Annotated in this window: 21 protein-coding genes; 9 read left to right on the forward strand and 12 right to left on the reverse strand. The window is 41.7% G+C overall.

Going from position 1 to position 24,071, the window contains the following annotated elements; genetic code table 11:
• The first annotated feature begins 29 nt into the window (after positions 1-29).
• On the forward strand, positions 30-788 hold the full coding sequence (locus H6G83_RS00350) for a Crp/Fnr family transcriptional regulator (protein WP_015137174.1): 759 nt from the start codon (positions 30-32) through the stop codon (positions 786-788).
• Between the two features lie 231 nt (positions 789-1,019).
• Here H6G83_RS00350 and H6G83_RS00355 read toward each other — a convergent pair whose 3' ends face one another.
• The 5 genes from H6G83_RS00355 to H6G83_RS00375 all read right to left on the reverse strand — a co-directional run bounded on the left by H6G83_RS00355 (position 1,020) and on the right by H6G83_RS00375 (position 7,544).
• Positions 1,020-2,435 carry an ABC transporter substrate-binding protein gene (locus tag H6G83_RS00355; RefSeq protein WP_190465473.1) on the reverse strand — a complete coding sequence of 472 codons (1,416 nt, stop codon included), beginning with the start codon at positions 2,433-2,435 and terminating at the stop codon, positions 1,020-1,022.
• A 215-nt stretch (positions 2,436-2,650) separates the two neighbouring features.
• Complete coding sequence (locus tag H6G83_RS00360; protein WP_190465475.1) at positions 2,651-3,670, reverse strand: PstS family phosphate ABC transporter substrate-binding protein; 1,020 nt, start codon at positions 3,668-3,670, stop codon at positions 2,651-2,653.
• Between the two features lie 238 nt (positions 3,671-3,908).
• Positions 3,909-4,916: a PstS family phosphate ABC transporter substrate-binding protein gene (locus tag H6G83_RS00365; protein WP_190465477.1), complete on the reverse strand. Its 1,008-nt coding sequence runs from the start codon at positions 4,914-4,916 to the stop codon at positions 3,909-3,911.
• A 25-nt stretch (positions 4,917-4,941) separates the two neighbouring features.
• Positions 4,942-6,294 carry a serine/threonine-protein kinase gene (locus H6G83_RS00370; RefSeq protein WP_190465861.1) on the reverse strand — a complete coding sequence of 451 codons (1,353 nt, stop codon included), beginning with the start codon at positions 6,292-6,294 and terminating at the stop codon, positions 4,942-4,944.
• A gap of 236 nt (positions 6,295-6,530) precedes the next feature.
• The gene (locus H6G83_RS00375) at positions 6,531-7,544 is read right to left on the reverse strand and encodes a LysR family transcriptional regulator (RefSeq protein WP_190465479.1); all 1,014 of its coding nucleotides are present in this window, start codon (positions 7,542-7,544) and stop codon (positions 6,531-6,533) included.
• 333 nt (positions 7,545-7,877) lie between these two features.
• On the opposite strand from H6G83_RS00375, the gene H6G83_RS00380 reads away from it, so the two are divergent.
• From H6G83_RS00380 to H6G83_RS00390, 3 genes are all read left to right on the forward strand, one after another.
• Positions 7,878-8,594, forward strand: a complete 717-nt coding sequence (locus H6G83_RS00380) for an NnrU family protein (protein ID WP_190465481.1) — start codon at positions 7,878-7,880, stop codon at positions 8,592-8,594.
• Positions 8,595-8,971: 377 nt separating this feature from the next.
• Positions 8,972-9,355, forward strand: coding sequence for a thioredoxin family protein (locus H6G83_RS00385; protein ID WP_190465483.1), 384 nt, complete (start codon positions 8,972-8,974; stop codon positions 9,353-9,355).
• 272 nt (positions 9,356-9,627) lie between these two features.
• On the forward strand, positions 9,628-11,718 hold the full coding sequence (locus tag H6G83_RS00390) for an NAD(P)H-quinone oxidoreductase subunit 5 (protein WP_190465863.1): 2,091 nt from the start codon (positions 9,628-9,630) through the stop codon (positions 11,716-11,718).
• Positions 11,719-11,800: 82 nt separating this feature from the next.
• On the opposite strand, the gene H6G83_RS00395 is transcribed toward H6G83_RS00390, so the two are convergent.
• Complete coding sequence (locus H6G83_RS00395; protein ID WP_190465485.1) at positions 11,801-12,070, reverse strand: UPF0175 family protein; 270 nt, start codon at positions 12,068-12,070, stop codon at positions 11,801-11,803.
• Positions 12,071-12,329: 259 nt separating this feature from the next.
• On the opposite strand from H6G83_RS00395, the gene H6G83_RS00400 reads away from it, so the two are divergent.
• Complete coding sequence (locus H6G83_RS00400) at positions 12,330-15,086, forward strand: pentapeptide repeat-containing protein (protein WP_190465487.1); 2,757 nt, start codon at positions 12,330-12,332, stop codon at positions 15,084-15,086.
• A 64-nt stretch (positions 15,087-15,150) separates the two neighbouring features.
• Here H6G83_RS00400 and H6G83_RS00405 read toward each other — a convergent pair whose 3' ends face one another.
• The gene (locus H6G83_RS00405) at positions 15,151-15,402 is read right to left on the reverse strand and encodes a hypothetical protein (RefSeq protein WP_190465490.1); all 252 of its coding nucleotides are present in this window, start codon (positions 15,400-15,402) and stop codon (positions 15,151-15,153) included.
• Positions 15,403-15,764: 362 nt separating this feature from the next.
• On the opposite strand from H6G83_RS00405, the gene ndhD1 reads away from it, so the two are divergent.
• The 3 genes from ndhD1 to H6G83_RS00420 all read left to right on the forward strand — a co-directional run bounded on the left by ndhD1 (position 15,765) and on the right by H6G83_RS00420 (position 19,837).
• Positions 15,765-17,342, forward strand: a complete 1,578-nt coding sequence (gene ndhD1 / locus H6G83_RS00410; protein WP_190465493.1) for a photosynthetic/respiratory NAD(P)H-quinone oxidoreductase subunit D1 — start codon at positions 15,765-15,767, stop codon at positions 17,340-17,342.
• Positions 17,343-17,826: 484 nt separating this feature from the next.
• Positions 17,827-18,549: a Uma2 family endonuclease gene (locus H6G83_RS00415; RefSeq protein ID WP_190465495.1), complete on the forward strand. Its 723-nt coding sequence runs from the start codon at positions 17,827-17,829 to the stop codon at positions 18,547-18,549.
• 700 nt (positions 18,550-19,249) lie between these two features.
• Positions 19,250-19,837, forward strand: coding sequence for a hypothetical protein (locus tag H6G83_RS00420; RefSeq protein WP_242044356.1), 588 nt, complete (start codon positions 19,250-19,252; stop codon positions 19,835-19,837).
• 58 nt (positions 19,838-19,895) lie between these two features.
• Here the strand turns inward: H6G83_RS00420 and wecB are convergent, their stop codons facing one another.
• From wecB to H6G83_RS00445, 5 genes are read right to left on the reverse strand one after another with little or no spacing between them, the layout of a single operon-like run.
• Positions 19,896-21,002: a non-hydrolyzing UDP-N-acetylglucosamine 2-epimerase gene (gene wecB, locus H6G83_RS00425; protein WP_190465498.1), complete on the reverse strand. Its 1,107-nt coding sequence runs from the start codon at positions 21,000-21,002 to the stop codon at positions 19,896-19,898.
• A 52-nt stretch (positions 21,003-21,054) separates the two neighbouring features.
• Entirely contained in the window at positions 21,055-22,023 is a 969-nt protein-coding gene (argC, locus tag H6G83_RS00430) for an N-acetyl-gamma-glutamyl-phosphate reductase (protein ID WP_190465500.1), read from the reverse strand.
• Positions 22,024-22,055: 32 nt separating this feature from the next.
• A complete protein-coding gene (locus H6G83_RS00435) occupies positions 22,056-22,523 on the reverse strand; it encodes a type II toxin-antitoxin system YhaV family toxin (protein WP_190465501.1) in 468 nt (155 codons plus the stop codon).
• 3 nt (positions 22,524-22,526) lie between these two features.
• On the reverse strand, positions 22,527-22,847 hold the full coding sequence (locus H6G83_RS00440; RefSeq protein WP_190465504.1) for a hypothetical protein: 321 nt from the start codon (positions 22,845-22,847) through the stop codon (positions 22,527-22,529).
• 53 nt (positions 22,848-22,900) lie between these two features.
• A complete protein-coding gene (locus tag H6G83_RS00445) occupies positions 22,901-23,686 on the reverse strand; it encodes a DUF4058 family protein (RefSeq protein WP_190465506.1) in 786 nt (261 codons plus the stop codon).
• 163 nt (positions 23,687-23,849) lie between these two features.
• Between H6G83_RS00445 and H6G83_RS00450 the strand changes: the two genes are divergently transcribed.
• Positions 23,850-24,035 carry a transposase gene (locus H6G83_RS00450; RefSeq protein WP_190465509.1) on the forward strand — a complete coding sequence of 62 codons (186 nt, stop codon included), beginning with the start codon at positions 23,850-23,852 and terminating at the stop codon, positions 24,033-24,035.
• Positions 24,036-24,071 lie beyond the last annotated feature (36 nt).

Below are 24,071 nucleotides of genomic sequence, written 5' to 3' on the forward strand. Positions count from 1 at the left end.
CAACACAAAGACACTCCTTGCAGCTTTTTATGTCGTCTTTGTCTTCAGCCGAACGCTCTTTGTTACCTATGCAATCTCCATCCTCCTTTTCTGAGGCATCACGCCCTTTTTTGACTTGGCAACGCATTCTTGACTGGGCCCAAGAACACTATCGCTGCCGCACCTTTAGCAAAGATGAGCGCATTCCAGCCAGACCGGGTTTGCTCTATTTAGTGCAAAGAGGCGCGATTCGCATGGTAGGAACCGCTCAGGTCAGCGCTACTGCCAGTCAGTTGACATCTCGACGGATCAACAGAACCCCAGAAGAAGCATTCTTGGGATTTGTAGGTGCGGGACAGCCATTTGAAATTGTTGCACAGTCTCCATTTACGCTCCAAGCCTACGCTCACGTTGATCAAACCGCCGTACTGTGGATGTACTGGCACGATTTAGACAACTGGCCTCACTTCCGTCGTGAAGTCATGGATGCCTTCAGATACCAACATCAGCGTAAATTGCTATGGCTCAGTGCCTTGGGTCAACGGCGCACAATTGACAGACTCTTAGGATTCCTCACCTTGTTGATTGAGGAATATGGAGAACCAGCCATGAGCGAAACTGATCCTGATGTGATTCGTGGTTACTGTCTACCGTTCCCCCTGACTCATGCCCAAATTGGCAGCGCTATCGGTTCAACTCGTGTCACCGTTACCCGCTTGATGGGCAAATTGCGTCAACGTGGTTTAATCCTCACTCAAGGGGATAATTTGATTTGTTTGCCAGCAGAGTCAATCAACAGAGCTAGCTAAAGCTTAATTGACTGTTTATAGAGCATCTACGGTGAGGAACTACCGCTCTGTCTACCAGCAATAGCAGATTTCGGTACAGTTTGGTGGTCAAGCTCCGCAAATTTGTTCCTACCCCCGATCAGTCAGCAGTAAGTCGTCGCCAGCAACACCCGCTTACTGCTCAGTCCCATCAATCTGTTTGACCACCACAAACAGATTGTGCCATCGGGCAAATTATCTCTGAGGAATGTATCATTTCAATACTGATGAGCTTATTTGCTCAAAGTCAAACCCAGTACCAGAGCGACCACCAGTAACTATTCTCACCAATTGCACTGGAGCATTGCGATCGCCTGAACTAGAAAACCGCACTACACCAGCAGCACCAGGGGTAGAAAAGCCAGGTGAGGAAAGAGCTTGCTGTACTCCAGCACGTGTAGGGTTAAGTTTTAAAGCAGCAATGAGCGCTTCAGTAGCATCATAAGCCATTGCTGTCCGCCAGTTGACATCAGCCCCCCATAACTGCCCCGACTTTTGGGGAAAACTGGCGTTGCGATCGCTAGTAATATGCCAAGGAACAGTTACTACCATTCCCACAGCTTGCTCTCTACCAACTTCTAAAGTTTTAAAGTTGTAAAGACTATCTCCACCTAAAAGAATAGATTTTTTTTGATTAACTGGAACTACTTGTAAAGCTTTATCTAAAGTTTGAGCATCAGCCGCTAACATGATGACTTCCGCTCCTTGCTGCATCGCTTGGTTCAAACTTCTAGCGGCGCTAAAATCTGGATTAGCTAAATCAAATTCATTAGATACTTGTCCACCTTCTAAACCGACAGAAGAAATAAATTCATTCTTTAAAGACAGGCTATATTGACTTTGAGAATTGAAAAAAACAGCCACATTTTGTTTTTTTAAATTGTTCGTCATGTAGTTAGCTAAAGTTCTTGCTGCAACAAAATCACTGGGAACAGTGCGAAAAACATAAGGACTAAGTTTAGAAATTCTTACAGATGTGCTAGTAGGAGAAATAGCTACAAGTTGTCCTGAATTGTACACATCACCTGCTGCCAAGGTAGCATCACTAGCATAATGACCGACTACACCTAAGACTTCAGAATTATTAACTAAACTAGTGGCTATTTGTTTAGCTGTTTCTGGTTGGTTCTCATCATCAGCAATACCTACTTTTAAAGCGACTCCTTGAATTTTGCTCCCCAGATTCACCTCATTTTGGGCTTGTGCAACTCCACGTAAAATTTCTAAAGCGATGCTTGGGGTAGTGCTGGCTGGAACGGAGACAAAAATGGTATAGCTTTTACTACTGGCAATCCGAGCATTATTTAAGTATATCAGGGCTTCTGGGTCGTTCCGATTGCGTTTTAGAGATGCTTCTAAGTTGGCGATCGCTTGCTGATAATTTCCCTGAGCTAAAGCCTGAATCCCAGCTTTTTTCTCAGGTGTAATCTCACCTGGAATTAGGGTTTTTTCTCCAAAACTCAGACGTGCTTTTATTTCCTGCTGATTAGCAGGTGCTGATGGTGGGGGGAAAATATCATCCTTAATTCTCCCAGCCTGGCCAAAAAACCACCAAGCAATACCGCCTACTATTCCCACTGTCAGCAGCAGAGATATTACTAAAACAGTAGTTTCATTCTTTTGCGACATGAACTAATTTTAATTATTTTTAGGTAATTTTATATAAAAAATATGTAACTTTTTATGTAAGTCATAATTAAACTAACTGTAGGCTGCGTCAGCCACAATAATTTTGTACAGATTCTGTGGATTTTACACATCTGACGCACCCTACCCCAAGTGCCAGTTGCGTAAGTCCTGAGCAAAAAAAATATGTAACTTTTTATGTCAGTATTATTTGTTAATTATTTAAGTCTGATAAATCCTGCCTTCTCTATCAATTGTTGTCCCTGATTTGTTAATATCCAATTAGCATAAGCTGTTCCTGCTTGCTCATCTATTTGACCGTTTTTCTTGACAATCACAAACAGATTACGGGTAATGGGATAGTCGCCATTACGAAAAACCACAGTATTCAGTTGATTACGCTGATTAGGACATTGGGATAGAGGTATGTAGGGTTCCTTATATGGCACAATAAAATTCTGGCTATTACGACCTATGGGTAACGTTTTAACAGTGCATTGAGGTACTACCTCTGGCGCAGAAGCATAATAAATAGCCCCATCAATCCGAGCTACTTTTCTCAGTGCTTCTGTAGTTGTGCCAATATAGCTAATATTTTCACCGAAACTAGCTTTTTCTAGGATATTTTCCACAAAAAACTCTACAGTACCGCCTGCTTCTTTAGGGCGAGTGATAGGTGTAATTGGTAAATTGGGGCCACCAACTGCTTGCCAATTAGTAATTTTACCTGTGTAGATACCTTGGATTTGATTAACAGTTAAACCAGGAATATTAAGTTTAGGGTTAACTGCGACTACAATTGCATCAATTGCCGCAGGAATTTCTTGTAAACTAAAACCTTTTGCTTGTGCTTGTGCATTTTCTTCGGCTTTAACTGAGCGAGAAGATTGGGAAAAGGTAAGCTGATTATCAATTAACATTTTAATCCCAGTGCCTGAGCCTGGGTTTCCCGTTGGGGGCTGGACATAGCGTAAGTTAAACTTAGGGCAATTTTGTTGCAATACAGAGTCTACATCTTTACGAATAGGGGCCCAGGTAGTACTACCACCATAATTAAATGTTCCTTCCACTGTGATTTCACATCTGCTTGCTAGGACTTTATTATCAGTAATATTAGCGTTATTATTATTTGAATTAGTTTGCCATATATCTCTAAAAATCCATAAACCACTGAAGATTAAGCAAATCGGGATCACACTTGCTAAAAAAAGGATAAGTGTTTCGTTTTTTTGAGACATAGTTATTTATTAATCCCAAATATCAGAAATTAAATTTATAGCAGGGGACAGGGAACAGGGGACAGGGTTAAAAGCCTTTGAAAGTAAAAGTTTGAAGATTGAATTATGTCCTAATCTATAAGGCGACTGCTATATATCTTGGTGTTAGGTTGATATAAGGATTAGGTGAGAATTTTCCTATTTAGTTAAGCTCTTTTATCTGCAAATCTTGACTGCATCTCAGCGAAAAACTCTATAATTACTTAATTCTGATAAATCCTGCTTTTTCTAGCAATTCTTGTCCCTGGTTGGTTAATAGCCAATTAGCATAAGCTGTTCCTGCTTGCTCATCTATTTCACCGTTTTTCTTGACAATCACAAATAGATTACGGGTAATGGGATAGTCGCCATTACGAAAAACCGCAGTATTTAGTTGATTACGTTGATTAGGACATTGGGATAGAGGTACATAAGGTTCCTTATATGGCACAATAAATTGCTGACTATTGCGACCTATGGGTAACGTTTTAATAGTACATTGAGGAACTACCTCTGGCGCAGAAGCATAGTAAATAGCCCCATCAGTGTTAGTTACTTTTCTTAATGCTTCTGTAGTTGTGCCTACATAGCTAATATTTTCACCGAAACTGGCTTTTTTTAATACATTTTCCACAAAAAACTCTACAGTCCCGCCTGCTTGTTTGGGGCGAGTGATAGGTGTGATTGGTAAATTGGGGCCGCCAACTGCTTGCCAATTAGTAATTTTACCTGTGTAGATATCTTGGATTTGGTTAACAGTTAAACCAGGAATATTAAGTTTGGGGTTCACTGCAATTACAATTGCATCAATTGCCACAGGAATTTCTTGTAAACTAAAACCTTTGTTTTTAGCTTCTAAATTCTCTTTGCCTTCTAGTGAGCGAGAAGATTGGGCAAAAGCTAGCTGATTAGCAATTAACATCTCAATCCCAGTTCCTGTTCCTGGGTTTTCTGTGGGGGGCTGGATATAGCGTAAGATAAACTTAGGGCAATTTTGTTGCAATACAGAGTCTACATCTTTACGAATAGGGGCCCAACTGGTACTACCACCATAATTAAATGTTCCTGCCAATGATATTTTACATTTGCTTACTAATGGATTATTACCAATATGATCAGTTAAATTAGGTTGCCATATATCTTTAAAAAGCCATAAACCAGCAACGATTAGGCCAATCGGCAGAACACTTGCGAAAAAAAGGATAAGTGTTTCGTTTTTTTGAGACATAGTTGTCTATTAATTCGTGAATTTCCTACATAATCCGAGACAGGAATTGATAAATCAGACGAAATAAGGCTGTAGCAGCGATCGCTATTAAGGCGGCAATGACGGATATAAATATATCTTGCGTTCTGACGATTCCGGGAATCAACAAAATAACAGCAACACTAACTGCGGCAATAATTAATAAATTTGATTTGCTAATCCAGCGCTTTGTTTGCGCGAATATCAATGAACTTAAAATGAGGGAGGCAAGGATGAAAGCGACTATTGGTGATTGAATTAACCTCAAGAGAGCGATCGCAATTAATGCTCCCTCAAAACCACTAAACGCAGCACCAGCCAATAATTCCCCAATGGCAAATGCAGCTTGAGTTTTGTAATTACTTGCACCCGGACTGGAAAATGAGGTTGGGAAAACTGTAGGCGATGTTAAATACTGACCAAGGGCATCTAAAACTTGATTAGCTGACTGAAAACGATCATTCACAGCAGGTAGCAGCATCTTGTCTAAAATGTAACGCAAATCTGGATTAATGTTGACTTTTTTCCACCAATTCCATTTATTCATGTAGGGGTCAAACAGTTGGCTGGGATCTTCACCTGACAACAAGTTGAGAATAGTTGCGGCTAAAGCGTAGATATCGGTAGCTGGAAAGACTCGATTTCCTGATATTTGTTCAGGTGCAGCATACCCAACTGTGTAAATACCTGTAGAAGAACTAGTAGATGCTGAGGTGGCGGCAATTTGCTTGACTGCACCGAAATCTAGGAGAAAGAGTTTGCCATCTCGACGGCGCATAATATTAGAAGGTTTGATGTCCCTATGAATAATTCCCTGTTCATGGATAAACTTGAGAATTTTGAGAATTTCCTGCATTACCTCAAGCGCTTCTTGTTCAGAGAATTTACCCTTTTGGACTAGTTCATCCTCTAAATTTTGCCCCTCAATGTATTCTTGTACTAAGTAAAAAAACTGGTCTGTTTGTCCTGATTGCTGGCTAGAAACTAGTATAGGAAAATAAGCGAACAATTCTGGTATTTGTTCGTGTTTTCTGCCTATATCAGCTTGAACTTCTGCTTCTGTTTCAAATTTTCTTTCTGCTGTTTTTAGCAGATCCGGTGTTAAATTGCCAGCTGGTTGTAACTGTTTAACCACGCAAACAGGCATCCCTGGAATCCGGCGATCGCGTGCCAAAAAGGTCGCACCAAAACCACCCCTTTTGAGTGCCTCGATTGGCACATAGCGACCATCCAGCAGTAGTGGCATACCGCAGTTAGTGCAGTATTTTTGCGGCGTTGTCTTCAGCGTTGTCGTATCATCCAAATCAGGACAATGGTTTTTTGGACGCGCACAGCGTGGACGAGTACAGTAGACTTCCATTTTAGTTTTTAGTTCATAGTCATTAGTCAATAGCCGATAGTTCAGTAGTGCCTGGTCTTTAACTAATGACCCTTATGGGTGATGTTCCTCATGTCGCTAGCACCAATTGCACTCTATGTCAGGCTAATGGCAATCTAGGGAAAAACCCTTTGCTATTAGCTTCTTTCTACAGAAGAGGGCGATGTCTAACAACAAGCCGCAAGCTTCTACGCTCACTAATGACTAATGACCAAAAATTAGATGTCGTCGGCAGCGTCTGGTATTGCTGCATCCAGTACGTTCACCAGCAGTTTCTTTTGTGCCAATTTTAACACATCCTCATTCCATTCAGGGGTGGCAAACTGAGGCAGAATTTCTTGACTAAAAGCTTCTGCTGCTTTGGAACGGTAACGGTTAGGATTGAATATCAGCCACAGCGTCCGTTTGACGATTACGCCTTCGATGGGAGTACAGTGCAGGACACCCATTTGTAATTCTTTGGCGATCGCACTTGTGGAAACAAAAGCTGCTCCTAAGCCTGACTGCACAGCATTTTTAATCGCTTCAATGGAGTTTAATTCCATTTCTACCTTAAAGCGCCTAGTATCAATCTCGCTGCGAGATAAGACTTGATCGATAACCTTGCGGATGGTGGATTGAGAATCTAAAGCAATGAATTGCAGTTTGTATAAATCTTCTTTTTGAATTGTTTCCTGTTTAGCGAAAGGATGAAATACGGGCAGAATCAAGGCTAGTTCATCTTCGGCGTAGGGAATAATTTCTAGAGATTCTGTGAGTTCACCGGGAATTTCCCCACCGATAATTGCCAAGTCTACCTGTCCGTTAGCGACACTCCAGGCTGTGCGCCGGGTGGAATGGACGTGCAGTTGTACTGCCACATCGGGGTATTTTTGGCGGAACATCCCAATCATTCTTGGCAGTAAGTATGTGCCAGTAGTTTGAGAAGCACCGACAATTAAAGTACCTCCTTGGAGATTTTGTAAGTCCTCGATCGCGCGGCAAGTTTCTTGACACAAACTGAGGATTTTTTCACCGTAACTAAGTAGTAGATGTCCAGCTTCAGTTAGTTGTGCGCGACGACCGCCACGGTCAAATAATGGGACATCTAACTGCCGTTCCAGGTTCTGCACTTGCAAACTCACGGCAGGTTGGGAGACGTAAAGACTATCAGCAGCGCGCTTGAAGCTCCCTTCTACAGCGATCGCTTTGAGAATACGTAACTGATCTAAAGTGAAAGGAAGGTCAGACATAATGGCTCAACCCACAAATGAAAGGAGCAACGTTAGCAATAAATCATGTGCCATAGCTTTGACACTGAGAATGATTTATTGCATCTTAAACTGGGAGGCTTGAATCGAAAAAGACAGTACCACAACATAGGGGAAAGTCTAAACTCAAGCAATGGTGTAAGGGTATAGGGGGGTAAGGGTGTAAGGGGGTAAGGTTTTGATTCACCCCTATACCCTTCCCCATACCCTGAAATTTTCATTAGTCATGCGTCAACCCTAAAAGTCTCCTGTTGAATACTTTGTGGTATTGGTTGTATGGAATTAACTTTTCTTTAAATTACTTCACCTGTGTATATGATGCTGAATCCTTGGTTGACTCCGAGCCATTTTGTCATGCTGGGGTTACAATTAACTTTTGCGATCGCCCATAGTGGCGGCGCAGCACTGCGCCCTTGGGCAGAAAAGTACATTGGGCCAAGGCTTTATCGCATATTTTTTGCATTAGTTAGTTTACCGTTGGCTGTCATCTTGATTGTTTACTTTTTTAATCATCGTTATGATGGCTTACGACTATGGCAGGTACAGGAACTACCAAGTGTAAAAGAGGTAGTTTGGTTACTCTCAGCGATTTCCTTTTTGTTTTTGTACCCTGCCACCTTCAATCTACTAGAAATTGCTGCCATTCAAAAGCCCCAAGTACACTTGTATGAAACGGGAATTATCCGCATTACCCGTCACCCCCAAATGGTCGGGCAGATAATTTGGTGTGTTGCACATACTCTGTGGCTAGGTACAAGCTTTACCCTTGTGACTTCATTAGGGTTGATTTTGCACCATTTATTTGGTGTTTGGCATGGCGATCGCCGTCTAAGTAACCGTTACGGCGCAGCTTTTGAAATTGTTAAACAACGCACATCTATCATTCCCTTTGCCGCCATTCTTGATGGTCGTCAATCCATCAAGTGGCAGGAATTTATTCGTCCTGCCTACTTAGGTGTGGCTATCTTTGTGGGTTTATTTTGGTGGGCGCACCCTCTGTTACTTGTCGCAACCAGTAGGCTAAACTGGTAGTTTGACATGATCCCCACTATCAAAAGCAAATACTAACTCAGTGAAAATTTCTACTTATCAATTGCTACAAATCAATGTAGGATAAATGGAAACAGCTGTTAGTGGGGGTGCGCTGATCCGTTTGCAAATTTTTATAGTGGCGCGTTACCAAACAATAAAATCGACCGGGGAGTACTCACCCAAGCAGTCAAAATACTCTCTCCAGTAGAATAAAATTGCCTGGACAACCGCCTAAAATCAATTTTTACAGTCTGCTACCTTTTTTCAGAGTCAAAAGCAATGTTGAAATATAGCGGCTATAAAACCTTTAACTAGCCTGCTAACTTCTTTTGCTGATAGCTAGTTTGATAGTAAAACCCTATAGGTCTAGAAGCGTCATGGTGTTGTCGGTTAGTGAGCGGACATTTACTCAAGAAGTTTTAGAATCTCCAGTTCCAGTTTTAGTAAATTTTGAAGCGCCCTGGTGTGGGTTGTGTCGCATTATCCACCCTCTACTATTTCAATTTCAATCTCAATGCGGCGAACAAATTAAATTAGTTAGGGTAAACGCTGACGATAATTTTAAACTTTCTAATACCTATCGCCTAAAGTCCCTGCCCACGCTACTTTTGATTGAGAATGGCATAGTTCGCCATCGTTTAGAAGGTTTCCGTGGCAGAGACGACTTAAGATTGGCTTTAGAAGAAATCAAACTCAGCTACACCAACCGTCCTAAAGCTTACAGCAGTTCTAAAGCAGATTTGGAATGTCAGACTGTGTGATGGGGGATTGGGTACTGGGGATTGGGGATTGGGGATTGGGGATTGGGTATTGAACTTTATTCATTCCTCCCCTACTCCCCTGCTCCCCTGCTCCCCTGCTCCCCTACCTCTTAAGAGTCCCTATTCCCCAGTCCCTATTCCCCAAATCTAAAACCATGCTTAATACCCCACCCAATTGTTATCGGGTGGGGTATTTTATCCTCAAGGGTGTGTGTCACAATTATTAACAGTTCCGACAAGTTAGTCAAGAATCCTAAAAGTACCCGTCAGTGATGGAAGTAATCTATGAATATGCCTGGCTAATTCCAGTATTGCCACTCTTAGGGGCAATGTTGGTTGGTGTCGGCTTAATTTCGTTCAATCAGACGACAAACGGCCTGCGACAGCTAAACGCTGCTGTGATCATTTCCCTCATGGGTGCAGCCTTGGGTTTGTCGTCGGCCTTGCTGTGGAGTCAACTCCAAGGACACCCTACTTATCTCCGCAATCTAGAATGGGCCGCAGCAGGGAATTTTCATCTGAGTATGGGCTATACCATCGACAATCTCACAGCTTTAATGCTGGTGATTGTGACATCGGTAGCATTCCTTGTCATGGTTTACACCGATGGCTACATGGCTCATGATCCAGGCTACGTGAGATTTTACGCCTATCTGAGCTTGTTTGGCTCCTCAATGTTGGGTTTGGTAGTCAGCCCTAACCTAGTCCAGATTTATATTTTCTGGGAATTGGTGGGGATGTGTTCCTACCTGCTGGTGGGCTTCTGGTACGATCGCAAATCCGCAGCCGATGCAGCCCAAAAAGCCTTCGTTACTAACCGCGTGGGTGACTTTGGTCTGCTGCTGGGGATGTTGGGGCTATATTGGGCTACAGGCAGCTTCGAGTTTAACTTAATGGGCGATCGCCTAGCCGAACTCGTGCAAACAGGTTCTATCAGCAATTTCCTGGCTGTGCTGTTTGCGATTTTGGTCTTCCTCGGCCCAGTTGCTAAATCTGCCCAATTCCCCCTCCATGTCTGGCTACCAGACGCGATGGAAGGCCCTACCCCCATTTCTGCCTTAATTCACGCCGCTACAATGGTGGCGGCTGGGGTGTTCCTCGTCGCCCGGATGTACCCAGTATTTGAACACGTTCCCGCCGCCATGAACGTGATTGCCTTTACCGGGGCATTTACGGCATTTTTGGGCGCTACCATTGCGATTACCCAAAACGACATCAAGAAAGGCTTGGCTTACTCCACCATCTCCCAATTAGGTTACATGGTGATGGCGATGGGAGTGGGCGCTTACAGTGCTGGTTTATTCCACCTGATGACACACGCCTATTTCAAGGCGATGCTGTTCTTGGGTTCCGGTTCTGTAATTCATGGTATGGAAGCCGTTGTCGGTCACGACCCAGCTTTGGCGCAGGATATGCGCTTGATGGGCGGCTTACGGAAGTATATGCCTGTAACTGGATTGACATTCTTGATTGGTTGCTTGGCAATTTCCGGGGTTCCTCCCTTTGCTGGTTTCTGGTCAAAGGATGAAATTCTCGGTGCAGCCTATGCCTCTAATCCATTTCTGTGGTTCATTGGTTGGGTAACTGCCGGAATCACTGCTTTTTATATGTTTAGAATGTATTTCTCAACATTTGAAGGCAAATTCCGGGGTACAGACGAGAAAATCAAGGACAAGCTGCTAAAAGCTAAATCAACCCTTCTAGAACTAGATGCGCCAGAACTAGCGCCTACTTTTGGCCCTGGGGCAATGAAGAAAGGCGAATTAGCTGCTACTGCTGATCATCATGATGGTCACGGTCATCACAGCAGCACTCCCCATGAGTCGCCTTGGACTATGGCTTTGCCCTTGGTAGTTTTGGCGATACCTTCAATTTTTATTGGTTTGGTGGGTACACCCTACAACAATTATTTTGAAAGGTTCATCTATTCGCCTACCGAAAGCCTGGCGGAAGTGATAGAAAAGGCGGCTGAATTTGACCCCCATGAGTTTTACATCATGGCGGGTAGTTCAGTGGGTGTTTCCTTAATTGGGATTACCTTGGCTTCCTTGATGTATCTCCTGCGGAAGATTGACCCAGATGCGATAGCCCAAAAACTCAAGCCACTCTACGAACTATCACTCAACAAGTGGTATTTCGATGACATTTACCACCGTGTCTTTGTGCTTGGTTTGCGTCGTGTCGCTAGACAAGTGATGGAAGTTGACTTCCGGGTGGTCGATGGCGCTGTTAACTTGACAGGCTTTTTCACCCTCGTCAGTGGTGAAGGTCTGAAATATCTCGAAAACGGTCGGGTTCAATTCTACGCCTTGATAGTGTTTGGGGCGGTTTTGGGCTTAGTTATCTTTTTCGGTGTGACTTGATTTTTATAGGGGTGGGCGACTGTCCACCCTTAAGTTTTTCATTTTTGATGGTCTAAATTAGACTCTTTTTTTAACAGATATATCATTGCTGAGTAATGGCTTGGTCAATAGCTTGCAAGTCTTGCTCTAAGTCAGCTAAGGTGTAAGGGATGTAAGATTCATAGCCTTTAAGAAAAGCATCGGAAGCCAGTCGAGAAGAAAGATTTAACAGACGTTGAACTTGAGCAGTAGAAATTTGCCGATGGCGATAAGCTTCAACCACCAACGATTCTAAAGCGCGGCGAGAAAGTTGGTCAGGGGTATTAGCGAGTTGATGAGCAATGTCATCGGGTATTTCAATGGTAATTTGCATTTGCAGTTTCCTTTGATGGATATATGATGCTTATTTTTTAGGATAACTGAGCAGCATCATACATTTTTAGCAATGCTTGGGTTGTAGTGGGCGATCGCCCAAAAACTCAAGCCACTCTACGAATTATCGATCAATAAGTAGTATAAGGTACAACTTATAGATTATTGTAGAGACGTTGTATACAACGTCTCTACTGGATTTACTGGGTGCATTTTCGCATAGAATTGGTATAAATATTTATTTTATAAGAATCAAAAATATGAATGAGGAATCTGGATTTTCAGTTAGTAAGCCTGTTAAGTTTTGGAACAAGAGTATTAATGCTGATTTTAAAGAATTATTTAAGTCTTTAGGTAAAGCTGGGATAGATGGCGTTTTAGGGAACTGGGGAGAGGTAGCTAAAGGCTTTTTAGAAGCTACAGCAGCACTTGGACTAGCAAATAAACCTGAAGAAATTGCTTGGTTATTGATTTATCGTTCTTTAACACAGGCGCTATTTGATTTAGTAGAAGGTAACAAAGAATTATTAATTGAACAACCAAATCCAAGTGACTTTGAATTATTATGTAACACCCTCAACGAAACTTTAGAATCTAAAGAAGTACGTATTGATAAACAATTTTTTAGTAATCCGAAAAATTTATCTATCATTCAATATATACAAACAGCTTTAATTGATTGGCTAAAATACTTTATTGTTAACGAAAATCAAGCAAAAACGATAAGTTATCGTTTACCTACGTATTTTGTTTTCTCTCTACATAAAGAATGGTCAAAGCATCCAGACAAATATGCTTGTTTAAAAGAGGAAATCAACACACCATTTACTAAAGCTGCTGAAAAAGAACAAGCATGGCAGCTTTATTTAGCATGGTTACAAAAGCAGGTAGAAGAACCCATATTTGATGAAGCATTTGGTTTAAAACAAGTTTATGTTCCCCTACGCGCCTACTATCAACAACGAGTTGAAGCTAAAAGAGATGATGATTTAGCTTCGAGGGGAAGAGATGAACATCACTATGAACGAATAGTTATTGATTTAGAACATGAATTAACGACTTGGTTAGAAAAAACTGATTATGATGATGCTATTCGAGTGATTAGTGGTGGGCCTGGTAGCGGTAAATCTTCCTTTGCTAAAATCTTTGCTGCTAATCAAGCTGAAAAAGGACAACCAGTAATATTCATACCCTTACATCAATTTGAACTATCTGATGATTTAGTTGATGCTGTGGGTAAATTTGTTCGTGATGATGGGTTTCTTCGCTATAACCCTTTAGAAAAGGATAAATCAGAAACAAAGTTGTTAATTATCTTTGATGGTTTAGATGAACTAGCCATTCAAGGTAAAATTGCAAGTGAAACTGCTCAACAATTTATTCGGGAAGTACAGAGGAAAGTAGAGCGATTTAATGATCGTGGTGAAACTCGCTTAAAGGTATTAATTAGTGGTAGAGAATTGGTCATCCAAACCAATAGCAGCGACTTTCGTAAACCGCAACAAATATTACATATTCTCCCCTATTTTTTGAATGAGCAAGAGAGAAATAATTATATTGATAAGCAAAACTTATTAGGGCAAGATCAAAGGCAGGATTGGTGGCAAAAATATGGCATGGCTAGTGGTCGGCAATATTCTGGTTTACCAGAAGAGTTAAATAAAGAAAATCTTACAGAAATTACTACACAACCTTTGCTAAATTATTTAGTGGCTTTGAGTTATGTAAGAGGGAAAGTCGATTTTTCTCAAGAAGATAGTAACCTCAATCTTATTTATGACGATTTGTTGAAAGCAGTATATGAGCGTGGTTGGGAACGCCATAAGCATAGAACACTACAAGGTATTGAAGAGAAAGATTTCATCCGAATTTTGGAAGAAATTGCTCTTGCTTCCTGGCATGGAAATGGACGTACTACTACCGTGAGGGAAATTGAAGCTCATTGTAACAATGGTGGCTTAAAAAATCTGTTAGAAAATTTTCAAGAAGGAGCAAAATTAGGTGTAACTCGTCTTTTAGCTGCTTTTTATTTCCGTCAAAGTGGCACTAATATTCAAGGAGATAAAACTTTTGAATTTACTCACAAGAGTTTTGGTGAATATTTGACAGCAAAACGTATTGTTAGGGAAGTTAAGCTCATTCATAAAAAACTAGAAGACCGCAAAAATGATCCCGATGAAGGATGGGATGAGAAAGATGCTTTAACGCGCTGGGCAATTCTCTGTGGCGCGTCTCCTATGGATGAGTACGTTTTTAAGTTTGTAGTTGATGAAGTACGTTTACAAAATTTATCTGATGTGGAGAGTTGGCAAGAGAAGTTATCTCACTTGATGGGTATTATGTTGCGTCATGGAATGCCAATGGAACGGTTGAATCCTAGACCAGATTTTCAGGAAGAAAACCAACAGGCTAGAAATGCAGAAGAAGCATTGTTAGTAGTTTTGAATGCTTGTGCAAGAGTAACAGAAAAAGTGTCAACAATTGAATGGGATTTTACCGATACTTTTGGAACATGGATTTCAAAAATTCAAGGACAAAGAATTGGTGCTGAGAATGCACTTATCTTGAGTTGTCTTAGCTTTTTAAATTTGTCAGAATGTATTTTGCATAATAGAGACTTTTATGGGGCGAATCTTAAAAAAGCAAATTGTTCCCATACACGTCTTGCTTTTGCAAATTTTCATCTTGCTAACGTGAAAAACATAAATTTTCAAGAAGCATGGCTTGTATCAGCTAATCTTGAGAGAGCTAACCTTGAGGGAGCCAATCTTGAGGGGGCTACTCTTAAGGAGGCGAATCTTCAAGGGGCAAATCTTCAAGGAGCAAATCTCCAAGGAGCGTATCTTCAAGGGGCGTATCTTCAAAGGTCAAATCTTCAAGGAGCAAATCTTCAAGGAGCAAATCTTCAAGGAGCAAATCTCCAAGGAGCGGATGTTCAGGGGACAATTCTTGAAGAAGAAGACTTAACAAATTTGACTCAAAATGTAGATTCAAACTCAGGTGATAGTAACTCTTAGTTTTAATTTCTTAATTAGCTAAAGCCTTAAATCGTCTACTTGAAAAATTAGAGTGGCATAAATATTAGCCTGCGATATCATCCCAAAGTTCTGACACTGGGAAAGTTTCTCCTGCTGCTGCTTGTCGCACTGACTCTTGCAAATCGGCTAATATTTGTGCTTTAGGCTCTTGTTCATCAATCCAAGCTAAACCACTGATGCTATCAGAATTTACAGAACTCACAAGCTGTTGCCAAAGTTCTATAGGTATCAATACATCTGTTGTCTCTCCTTGTGCGTTGGTGACGTAACGAATCTGACTTTCAATTTGTGTCATGGTTGTTGCACGAAATGGCTTGTTTGACAACTATCTAATAGCATAGTGTATTTTTCAATGCTTGGGTTTTAGTGAGCGATCGCATCAGTACAATTTTCCTGCAACAGCTTTTTCAGTTCAGATTTTTAACTTTCCTTAACACCAATATTAAATTAATTTGCAATTTTAAATTACATTTTGTAACAGGTATTTGACCTCGCCACAGAACCCGCCGTTTATAGAAATAGGGGCTGAAAACCCTCGCTCGAAAATACCAATTTGATTAAATCAACCTAACAATAAATGCCAAATCGTCAAAAAGCTGCTAGTTAATAAGCTAGTGGCTTTTTGGCAAACATGAATTTAATAGCAGACGAATTGTGATGAATACAGCTAATTTCCCGTGGCTGACGACGATTATTTTATTACCAATAGCCGCGTCGCTACTGACTCCCATCATTCCCGATAAGGACGGTAAAACCATCCGTTGGTACGCCCTTATCGTTGGGTTAATTGATTTCGCTCTGATTGTTTACGCATTTTATACCCAATACGACTTCAACAATCCAAACTTGCAACTGGTAGAAAGTTACCCTTGGGTTCCACAGTTGGATTTGAATTGGTCTGTGGGGGCAGATGGCTTGTCTATGCCCCTAATTATTTTGACTGGGTTCATTACTACCCTAGCCACCTTAGCCGCTTGGCCTGTGACCTTAAAGCCCAGGCTATTTTACTTTTTACTGCTGGCTATGTATGGCGGTCAAATAGCAGTGTTTGCCGTGCAGGATATGCTGCTGTTTTTCCTGGTGTGGGAATTGGAATTGATTCCGGTTTACCTGCTGCTGGCAATTTGGGGCGGTAAAAAGCGGCAATATGCAGCCACCAAATTCATTTTGTACACGGCTGGCGGTTCGCTGTTTATTTTAGTCGCCGCTTTGACAATGGCATTTTATGGCGATACAGTCACCTTTGATATGCGATCGCTCGCACTCAAAGATTACGCCCTGAACTTCCAATTGTTAATATACGCCGGCTTACTCGTTGCCTACGCCGTCAAGTTACCCATCATTCCCCTACACACTTGGCTACCCGATGCCCACGGTGAAGCCACAGCCCCCGTGCATATGTTGCTGGCTGGGATTCTGCTGAAAATGGGTGGTTATGCCTTAGTTCGCATGAATGCCGGAATTTTACCAGATGCTCATGCTTATTTTGCACCTGTGCTGGTGATTTTAGGTGTAGTAAATATCATCTACGCCGCCTTAACATCCTTTGCCCAGCGTAACCTGAAGCGGAAGATTGCCTATTCCTCAATTTCCCACATGGGTTTTGTGGTCGTTGGCTTTGCCTCCTTCACCGATTTAGGTTTAAGTGGGGCAGTATTACAAATGGTATCCCACGGTTTAATCGGGGCGAGTTTGTTCTTCCTGGTCGGTGCAACCTATGACCGCACACACACCTTGATGTTAGATGAAATGGGTGGTGTCGGTAAGCGGATGCAGAAGATATTCGCTATGTTCACCGCTTGTTCTATGGCTTCCTTAGCATTGCCTGGAATGAGTGGTTTCGTAGCAGAATTAATGGTATTTGTCGGCTTTGCTACCAGCGATGCTTATACCCCTACATTCAAGGTCATCGTGGTATTTTTAATGGCAGTTGGGGTGATTTTAACTCCCATTTATCTACTGTCAATGTTGCGGGAGATTTTCTACGGACAAGAAAATGAAGAATTAGTTTCTCATCAAAAACTAATCGATGCCGAACCCCGCGAAGTCTTCATTATCGCTTGTCTGTTAGTACCCATTATTGGTATCGGTTTCTATCCCAAACTGCTGACTCAGGTGTATGACTCTACAACAGTACAACTAACAGCAAGATTGCGTGATTCTGTACCAACTTTGGCACAGCAAAAACCAGCAGCAGCAGAAGTTTCGTTAAATACGCCAGCGATCGGCAATTAACTGGTGCAGCATCATTTTTATCTATATTGTTGTAAGAGTGGGTTTTGTACCTGCTCTTTTTTTGACTGATACTAAATTAATATGAAGCTATAGCAGGGGACAGGTGATAGGTGACAGGGCTGAAAGCCTTTGAAATTAAAGATTTTGAAATTGTATGATGTCCTAACCTATGCTTCGACTTCTATACATAGAATAATATGTCGATAATAATTGAACGCAGATGCACGCGGATAAACGCGGATAAATCAATGGATTTTATATTATGTGCATTGACTCTAAATTCGCGATCGCAGACACAAAAATGATAACTTTACCCATAAGCAGATAAACTTTTTTAAGTAGTCAGTAGCTTTCAACATTTTAAAACCACTTAATAAGGGGATAGATTATTAAACTTTTATTTACAACAACTGACCAAAGTAGTGCAAATTAATTCACTTATTAAAGTTAAAACTAGCGAAAATTATACCCAGGGATGCAAATTATGTTAAACTACAACCCGTTACACTGTTTACCATCCTCCGAAGAACTACCCGATTCTGATGATACGCCTGTGGATAATGAAATACAAGATTTAATTCCCGGTTTGCTGAAAGCTACGCTGGCTTTGGATTGGTCAGAGCGTTGGGATTGGTACTTTGGTGTAGATATGGGCATCTACTATGACCCAAATAAGCCAGCTATTGTACCAGATGGGTTTCTCAGCGTAGAAGTTAACCGCTTTATTGATGGGAATTTACGCCTGAGTTACGTACTCTGGGAAGAGAAAAAGCCGCCTGTTTTAGTTCTGGAAGTTGCTTCGCCAAAACATTTAGGTGAATATAGCAGCAAAAAAGAATTATACGCGAAACAATTAGGGATTTTGTACTACGTTGTGTACAATCCTTTTCGACGCAAGAAACCGCCTCTGGAAGTGTATCGTTTAGAAGATGGCGAATATATCCTCATGTCAGGAAATCCGATTTGGCTACCAGAAATTGGCTTGGGAATTGGAAGAGAACGCGGAATTTATCAAGGTATAGCGCGGGAGTGGTTGTATTGGTATAACGAGGAGGGGCAAAGGTTACTTACCCCAGAAGAAAGGATTTTAGAAGCAGAACAACGTCTCACGCTGGAAGCACAACGTCGTTTAGAAGCGGAAGCAAAGGTGCAAGTCTTGAGGGAAAGGTTAAAATCTTTGGGTTATGAACCTGAAGCTATGGTGTGAAAACTGCCAATATGTGCTGGCAAATGTTAATTGATTTGATAATGGGGGAATTATAGAAATAAACTAACCCTTTCATAGTGCATTCTCTGTGTCTTTGTGTCTCTGTGGTGAAAAACTCTTAAACACAGAGGCACAGAGAATTATGTTTTCTCTATAAAAGGGTGAGTTCTCTAAATTTTCTATCTTCAAATCAAGCATGGATTTGACACTCCCCTGCCTAACCAAGTTTCGCTTTCGCTCACTTGCTTAAAAAGGCAGGGGATTCTTGGTTCAATGAGTCCACTTAGCGCCCGATTCCTTGCGGTATCTTGTGCCAGAGGTGGTTCTCTCCCCAAGCGTTAACTTTTGGTCTGCCCGACCATAGTTGCACAGTGTGCAATATTTGTTTGGTAGAGACGCGATTAATCGCTTCTGTACAATGCTGTTCGTCTAGTACCTGTAAATCTTTTACCTACTTCCAGGTGATACTAGAACTACGAAGTAGAACCAGCAAGATTCATTTGTCAAGGTTCAGCTTCTGCGTATTAGGCAGCAATAGGGTTTTTTCAGTGGTTGATTACCCTTCCACAACCATATTCTACCAAAAGCCGTCCTATAAGGACGGGGTTTTCAACCCAAATTTTCGATAAAATTAGGATTCGGTTCTATCCCCAAGCCTCAATATGTCTTTGTCAGCAGAGAAAGTGACCACTGTTGGTATATGCTCTCAGATGATGCCAAACCAATTCCTATTTATGACCGTGCTTTAACAGGCGTAATTACTGGCATTGAGGTGAATAAGGAAGTAGAAACTTCTTATGGGAAAGCTATAAAAACTGATTTACATATATTAGCAGATAAACCTTATATTATCCGTTCAGGTAGTGAGTCTTATTTTTCTAAAAGTTTATTGTTGGCGCTGGATGTCATCACTTGGGAACAGTTACGTCATCCTTTGACTATTGCGGTGAGTCCTGGGGAGAAAACTATTGTTTTTTGTACGATTTATAATCCTGTTACTTACCGTTCTGTAGATATTAGTTGGGATGGACATAAGGAAATCGATTGGCAAGGTTTGGGACAGAAGGTTAGTTTAAAAATTAACGGGATTCATGTCAATCAAGTATCTGAAAATAGGGATGTTTTTATTGCTCAAACTGATACTTATTTGTCTCAGTTAAATTGGAGTCCAGAACAGGGGAGGGAATTTTTATTGCAGAAATATGGTAAGAAATCGCGTCAACAGCTTTCTGATTCGGAACTGGTGGAGTTTACTAGTTTTTTGCGATCGCAATTGTCTCAGCCGTGAGATGGGTTAGCGCAAAGGGGCGCAGAGAACAGCTTTTAAGGCTGTCCCCTGTCACCTGTCACCTAAAATAATTGTCAACAATGTTTAATATACGTTCGGCTGCTTGTCCATCGCCGAAGGGGTTGATGGCGTTAGCCATTGCTTCATAGGCTGCGGGGTTGCTAAGTAGTTCGCTGGCGGCGGAGGTGATGGTTTGGCTGTCAGTACCAACTAGTTTGGCTGTCCCCGCAGTGACGGCTTCTGGTCTTTCTGTGGTTTCTCTTAATACTAATACTGGTTTACCCAGGCTGGGGGCTTCTTCTTGCAAGCCGCCGGAGTCGGTTAGTAAAAAGTGCGATCGCCCAATTGCTCCCACTAATTCAGCATAATCTAGCGGTTCTGTCAAGAATATTCTTGGATGATTACCTAATAATGCTTGCAGTGGTTGGCGGACTGTGGGGTTACGGTGTAGCGGTAATAGCAAGGCTGTGTCAGGGAATTTATCTAATATTTGTAGGAAGCCTTGAGCGATCGCTTGTAGTGGTTCACCCCAATTTTCCCGGCGATGCACTGTAGCTAATAGCACACGATATTCATTCCAGTTTAAACCAGCAATATTACAAGCTGGTGCATTTGCTGCTACGTATAACAAAGCATCAATTACGGTATTCCCAGTTAAGTGAATTTCCCCCAGCACACCGGAACGCTGCAAGTTTTCTACCGCCAAGGTTGTTGGTGCAAAATGTAACTGGGTGATTTGGGAAATTAACCTTCGATTAGCTTCTTCTGGGTAAGGGTTAAATAAATCATCGGTTCTTAACCCGGCTTCCACATGACCGACAGGAATTTTTTGGTAAAAGGCTGCTAAACTTGCTGCAAAGGCGGTTGTTGTATCTCCTTGTACCAGAACTATATCAGGCTTACTCTTAATAAATAATTCTTCCAAACCTCGTAAGCTGCGACAGGTAATATCGCTAAGAGACTGTTGAGGCTGCATAATCTCTAAGTTATAATCTGCTTTGAGGTTAAATAACTGCATCACCTGCTCAACCATCTCGCGGTGCTGTCCAGTTAAAATTACTTCCAGGTCAAAATCGGGAGATTTCTGGAAGGCTTGTATTACCGGAGCTAGTTTAATTGCTTCCGGGCGTGTTCCTAAGATGATGCAAACTCTTTTGTTAGTCATTAGTCATTAGTCATTAGTCATTGGTTAGTATCATAACTAATGACTGATAACGTTACAGTCCTAAGCCTTCGGGAAAACCTAGCATAATGTTAAGGTTCTGGACTGCTGCGCCTGATGCGCCTTTGCCTAAGTTATCCAGGCGGGCAACTAATAGCGCTTCTTTGGTGCTATCGTTAGCGAAGACGAAAATTTGCAGTATATTTGTGCCATTAACTGCTGTGGCATCTAAAAATGTCCCGTCACGTAACAGGGTAGTATCCTTAAATGGAGTTACCTGGACGAATTTTTCCGCTTGGTAGTATTGGGCGATCGCTTGATAAATCTCCTCACCCGATGGCGGATCATCTAATATCCATAGCGGTAACGGTATTTGTACCAACATTCCCTGCTCAAAATCACCCACAGCTGGGACAAACAATGGTGGTGATGCTAATCCCGAATGCTGGTGCATCTCTTTAACGTGCTTATGCCCAAACTGTAAACCATAGATACCGAAAGGATAATCTGAAGTTACGCCTTTTTGCTGTTCGTGGAAGCTATCATACTTCTGAATCAGATTCTTACCACCGCCAGAGTAACCAGACACCGCATTAATCGTTACAGGAAAGTTACCCGGAATAACACCTTGAGCGATTAACGGACGGATACAAGCTAAAAATCCGGTAGGATAACAGCCTGGATTACTCACAAATTGAGCCTTAGCTATTTTCTCACGCTGTCCAGGGTTCAATTCAGGAAAGCCATATATCCAACCTTCAGCAGTGCGATAAGCTGTACTAGCATCGAGAATTTTTACCCCATCACTGTTAACTAGGCTAACAGCTTCCCTTGCTGCATCATCGGGTAGACAGAGAATAGCTACATCCACAGAATTTAATAATTTTGCCCTTTCGTCAGCATCCTTACGCTTCGATGCTTCGATACTAACTAACTCAATATCATCCCTTTGGCTGAGGCGGGAATAAATCTGTAAGCCTGTGGTTCCCGATTCCCCATCAATAAAAATCTTTGGTTTATTCATATGGCTTCAGCATTCGTATATTGAATTTTACCTTAATCTGCTTCATTCTCTGCTGCTTGAACGTCTGCCAATAATTCATCCATGCTATCGGGAAATGTTCCGCGTTCAATCATTTTTGTAAAAACTTGGTAGCAGTCATCTTTCGCTCCCTCTTTACGGGGAAACCCCAACCATAAAATGACGATTACTTTTAACTTTTCCGTCTCCAACGCTCTAAAAAACAGTCGATACCGTTCTGGTAAACCCATCTTTTTTACCCTTCCATAGCGTTTTAACGCTCCTGTTAAGGCAAAATGACTAGCAAACGGGTCTAAAGGAATCTTGCTTTCAATTGCAGTATTAATTGCTGCAAATAACTTTACCGTAGCATGGGTTTTATATTCAGTTTCTGGTAATTGTCCTCGCAAACGAGAAACACGCTCAAGCAATTCTTGGTATTGAGTACCAAACAGTTGTGGATGGAAATAAATTTCCCAGCCATTGCTGACAAATTTCGCCATCTTTTACAACTCATCATCTAATTCTACGCCTGCAATTAGTTTATGGGCTACCTCAGACATTTCGGTTGTATAAGGTTGCAGATTGTTGTTTTTCAGGGCTTCTTTCAAAGCAAAATCGAGAAACAGCCTCATTAATAATGAGTCTTCCGATTCTTCATCATTTTGTTGCGGCACAATCCGCAGTATTGCCGTATCCTGTGAAAGTACTTCTATCCAACCATCTGCGTTAGCAAACTGAGGATGCTCTCGATAAAACTCTGCTGGTAGCCGAAACCCAGCACTATTTCCAATTTTAGTACTACGAATGCTGTAAGAATTGCTCATATCAGGCGTATGTACATTAAGTACTTACATAATAACGCTCTGTGCAGTTGTTATTAAAGCAAACCTTGCTGTTTTAATAACTCTTTTGCCCAGATAGTATCACTTTCCCCAAGGGGTGGGATTGGTTCACGAGTATAGTCTATGGCTAAATCAAAGCCGGCGCGATCGTAGACTCCATGTATCAATGTTTGCAAGTCTACAATTGGTTCTGTATCACCACGGCGTAAGGGTAATGAAAAAGCTGGTATCGGTTCTGATAATTGAAAAGGATATAATTCTGCTTTGGGGCGCAAACCACTACGACTGACTAAAATGCGATAATCAGACTGAATTTGTTTACCCAAAATGGGCATAGGTTCACCAGCACGTAGCAAGTCAATCTCTACTAAATGAGTTAAGCTACCTAATACTTGCTGACGCTTTTTTTCATAAGCTTGTCTTCCCTCACCAGGACGCTTATTTTTTGGTGAAAGCAGTTCAATGGCTGTGACAACTTCCCCAGTTCCCACTTCTCGCACTTCAAGATATCCCTCGCGCACTTCCTCTGGAATGGGAATGTCAACTGTTACGGGTTTTGCTGGTGGTGAAGCGACAGCAATATTGGAAGCATCTGGTTGTGTATTAGTTAAAGAACGCCCTATCGTTACATCAGGTATGCCAACTAAGACAGAATTTTCATCTGTCATTTGATAGACTCGTTTCTCTACGGCTACTCGGTATTTTGGTCGCAGTTGGGGAGCGATATTATCTGCGATCGCTACAATGAGTCTACTGTGAACTTCAGCCCACAGTTCAGGATTTTCGAGGTAGGGATTCATCCCTGGAAACGGTGAGGGCATAGGATGAAAATGATAGAGTGCTTACTCCTAATCCTAGCAATCTGCTATGTCTTACATACTAGGTAACAGGTGACAGGGAACAGGCTTAAAGGTCTTTTATTCTTGATGTTTTATGATTGGTTTGTCCTAATCTATCTGCCGACGGCTATATTTTTATTCTATTATGAGCAATACACAAACTTGGTATATTGTCAAGCACAATCTTGGTAATTGCGAAATTATCCCCAGCGAACAAGTTGGGGAAAGTAATTCAGAGATTATCGAACAGTGGGGGCCTTTTGAATCACGAGAAGATGCGATCGCTCGTCGCATCGGTCTAATTAGATCCGGTAAGTGTCAGCCGCAGTGATATGGGGGACTGGGTAATAATTTGCCTGTATTTCTC

It is taken from the genome of Anabaena azotica FACHB-119, from assembly GCF_014697625.1.
Classification (GTDB): domain Bacteria; phylum Cyanobacteriota; class Cyanobacteriia; order Cyanobacteriales; family Nostocaceae; genus Trichormus; species Trichormus azoticus_A.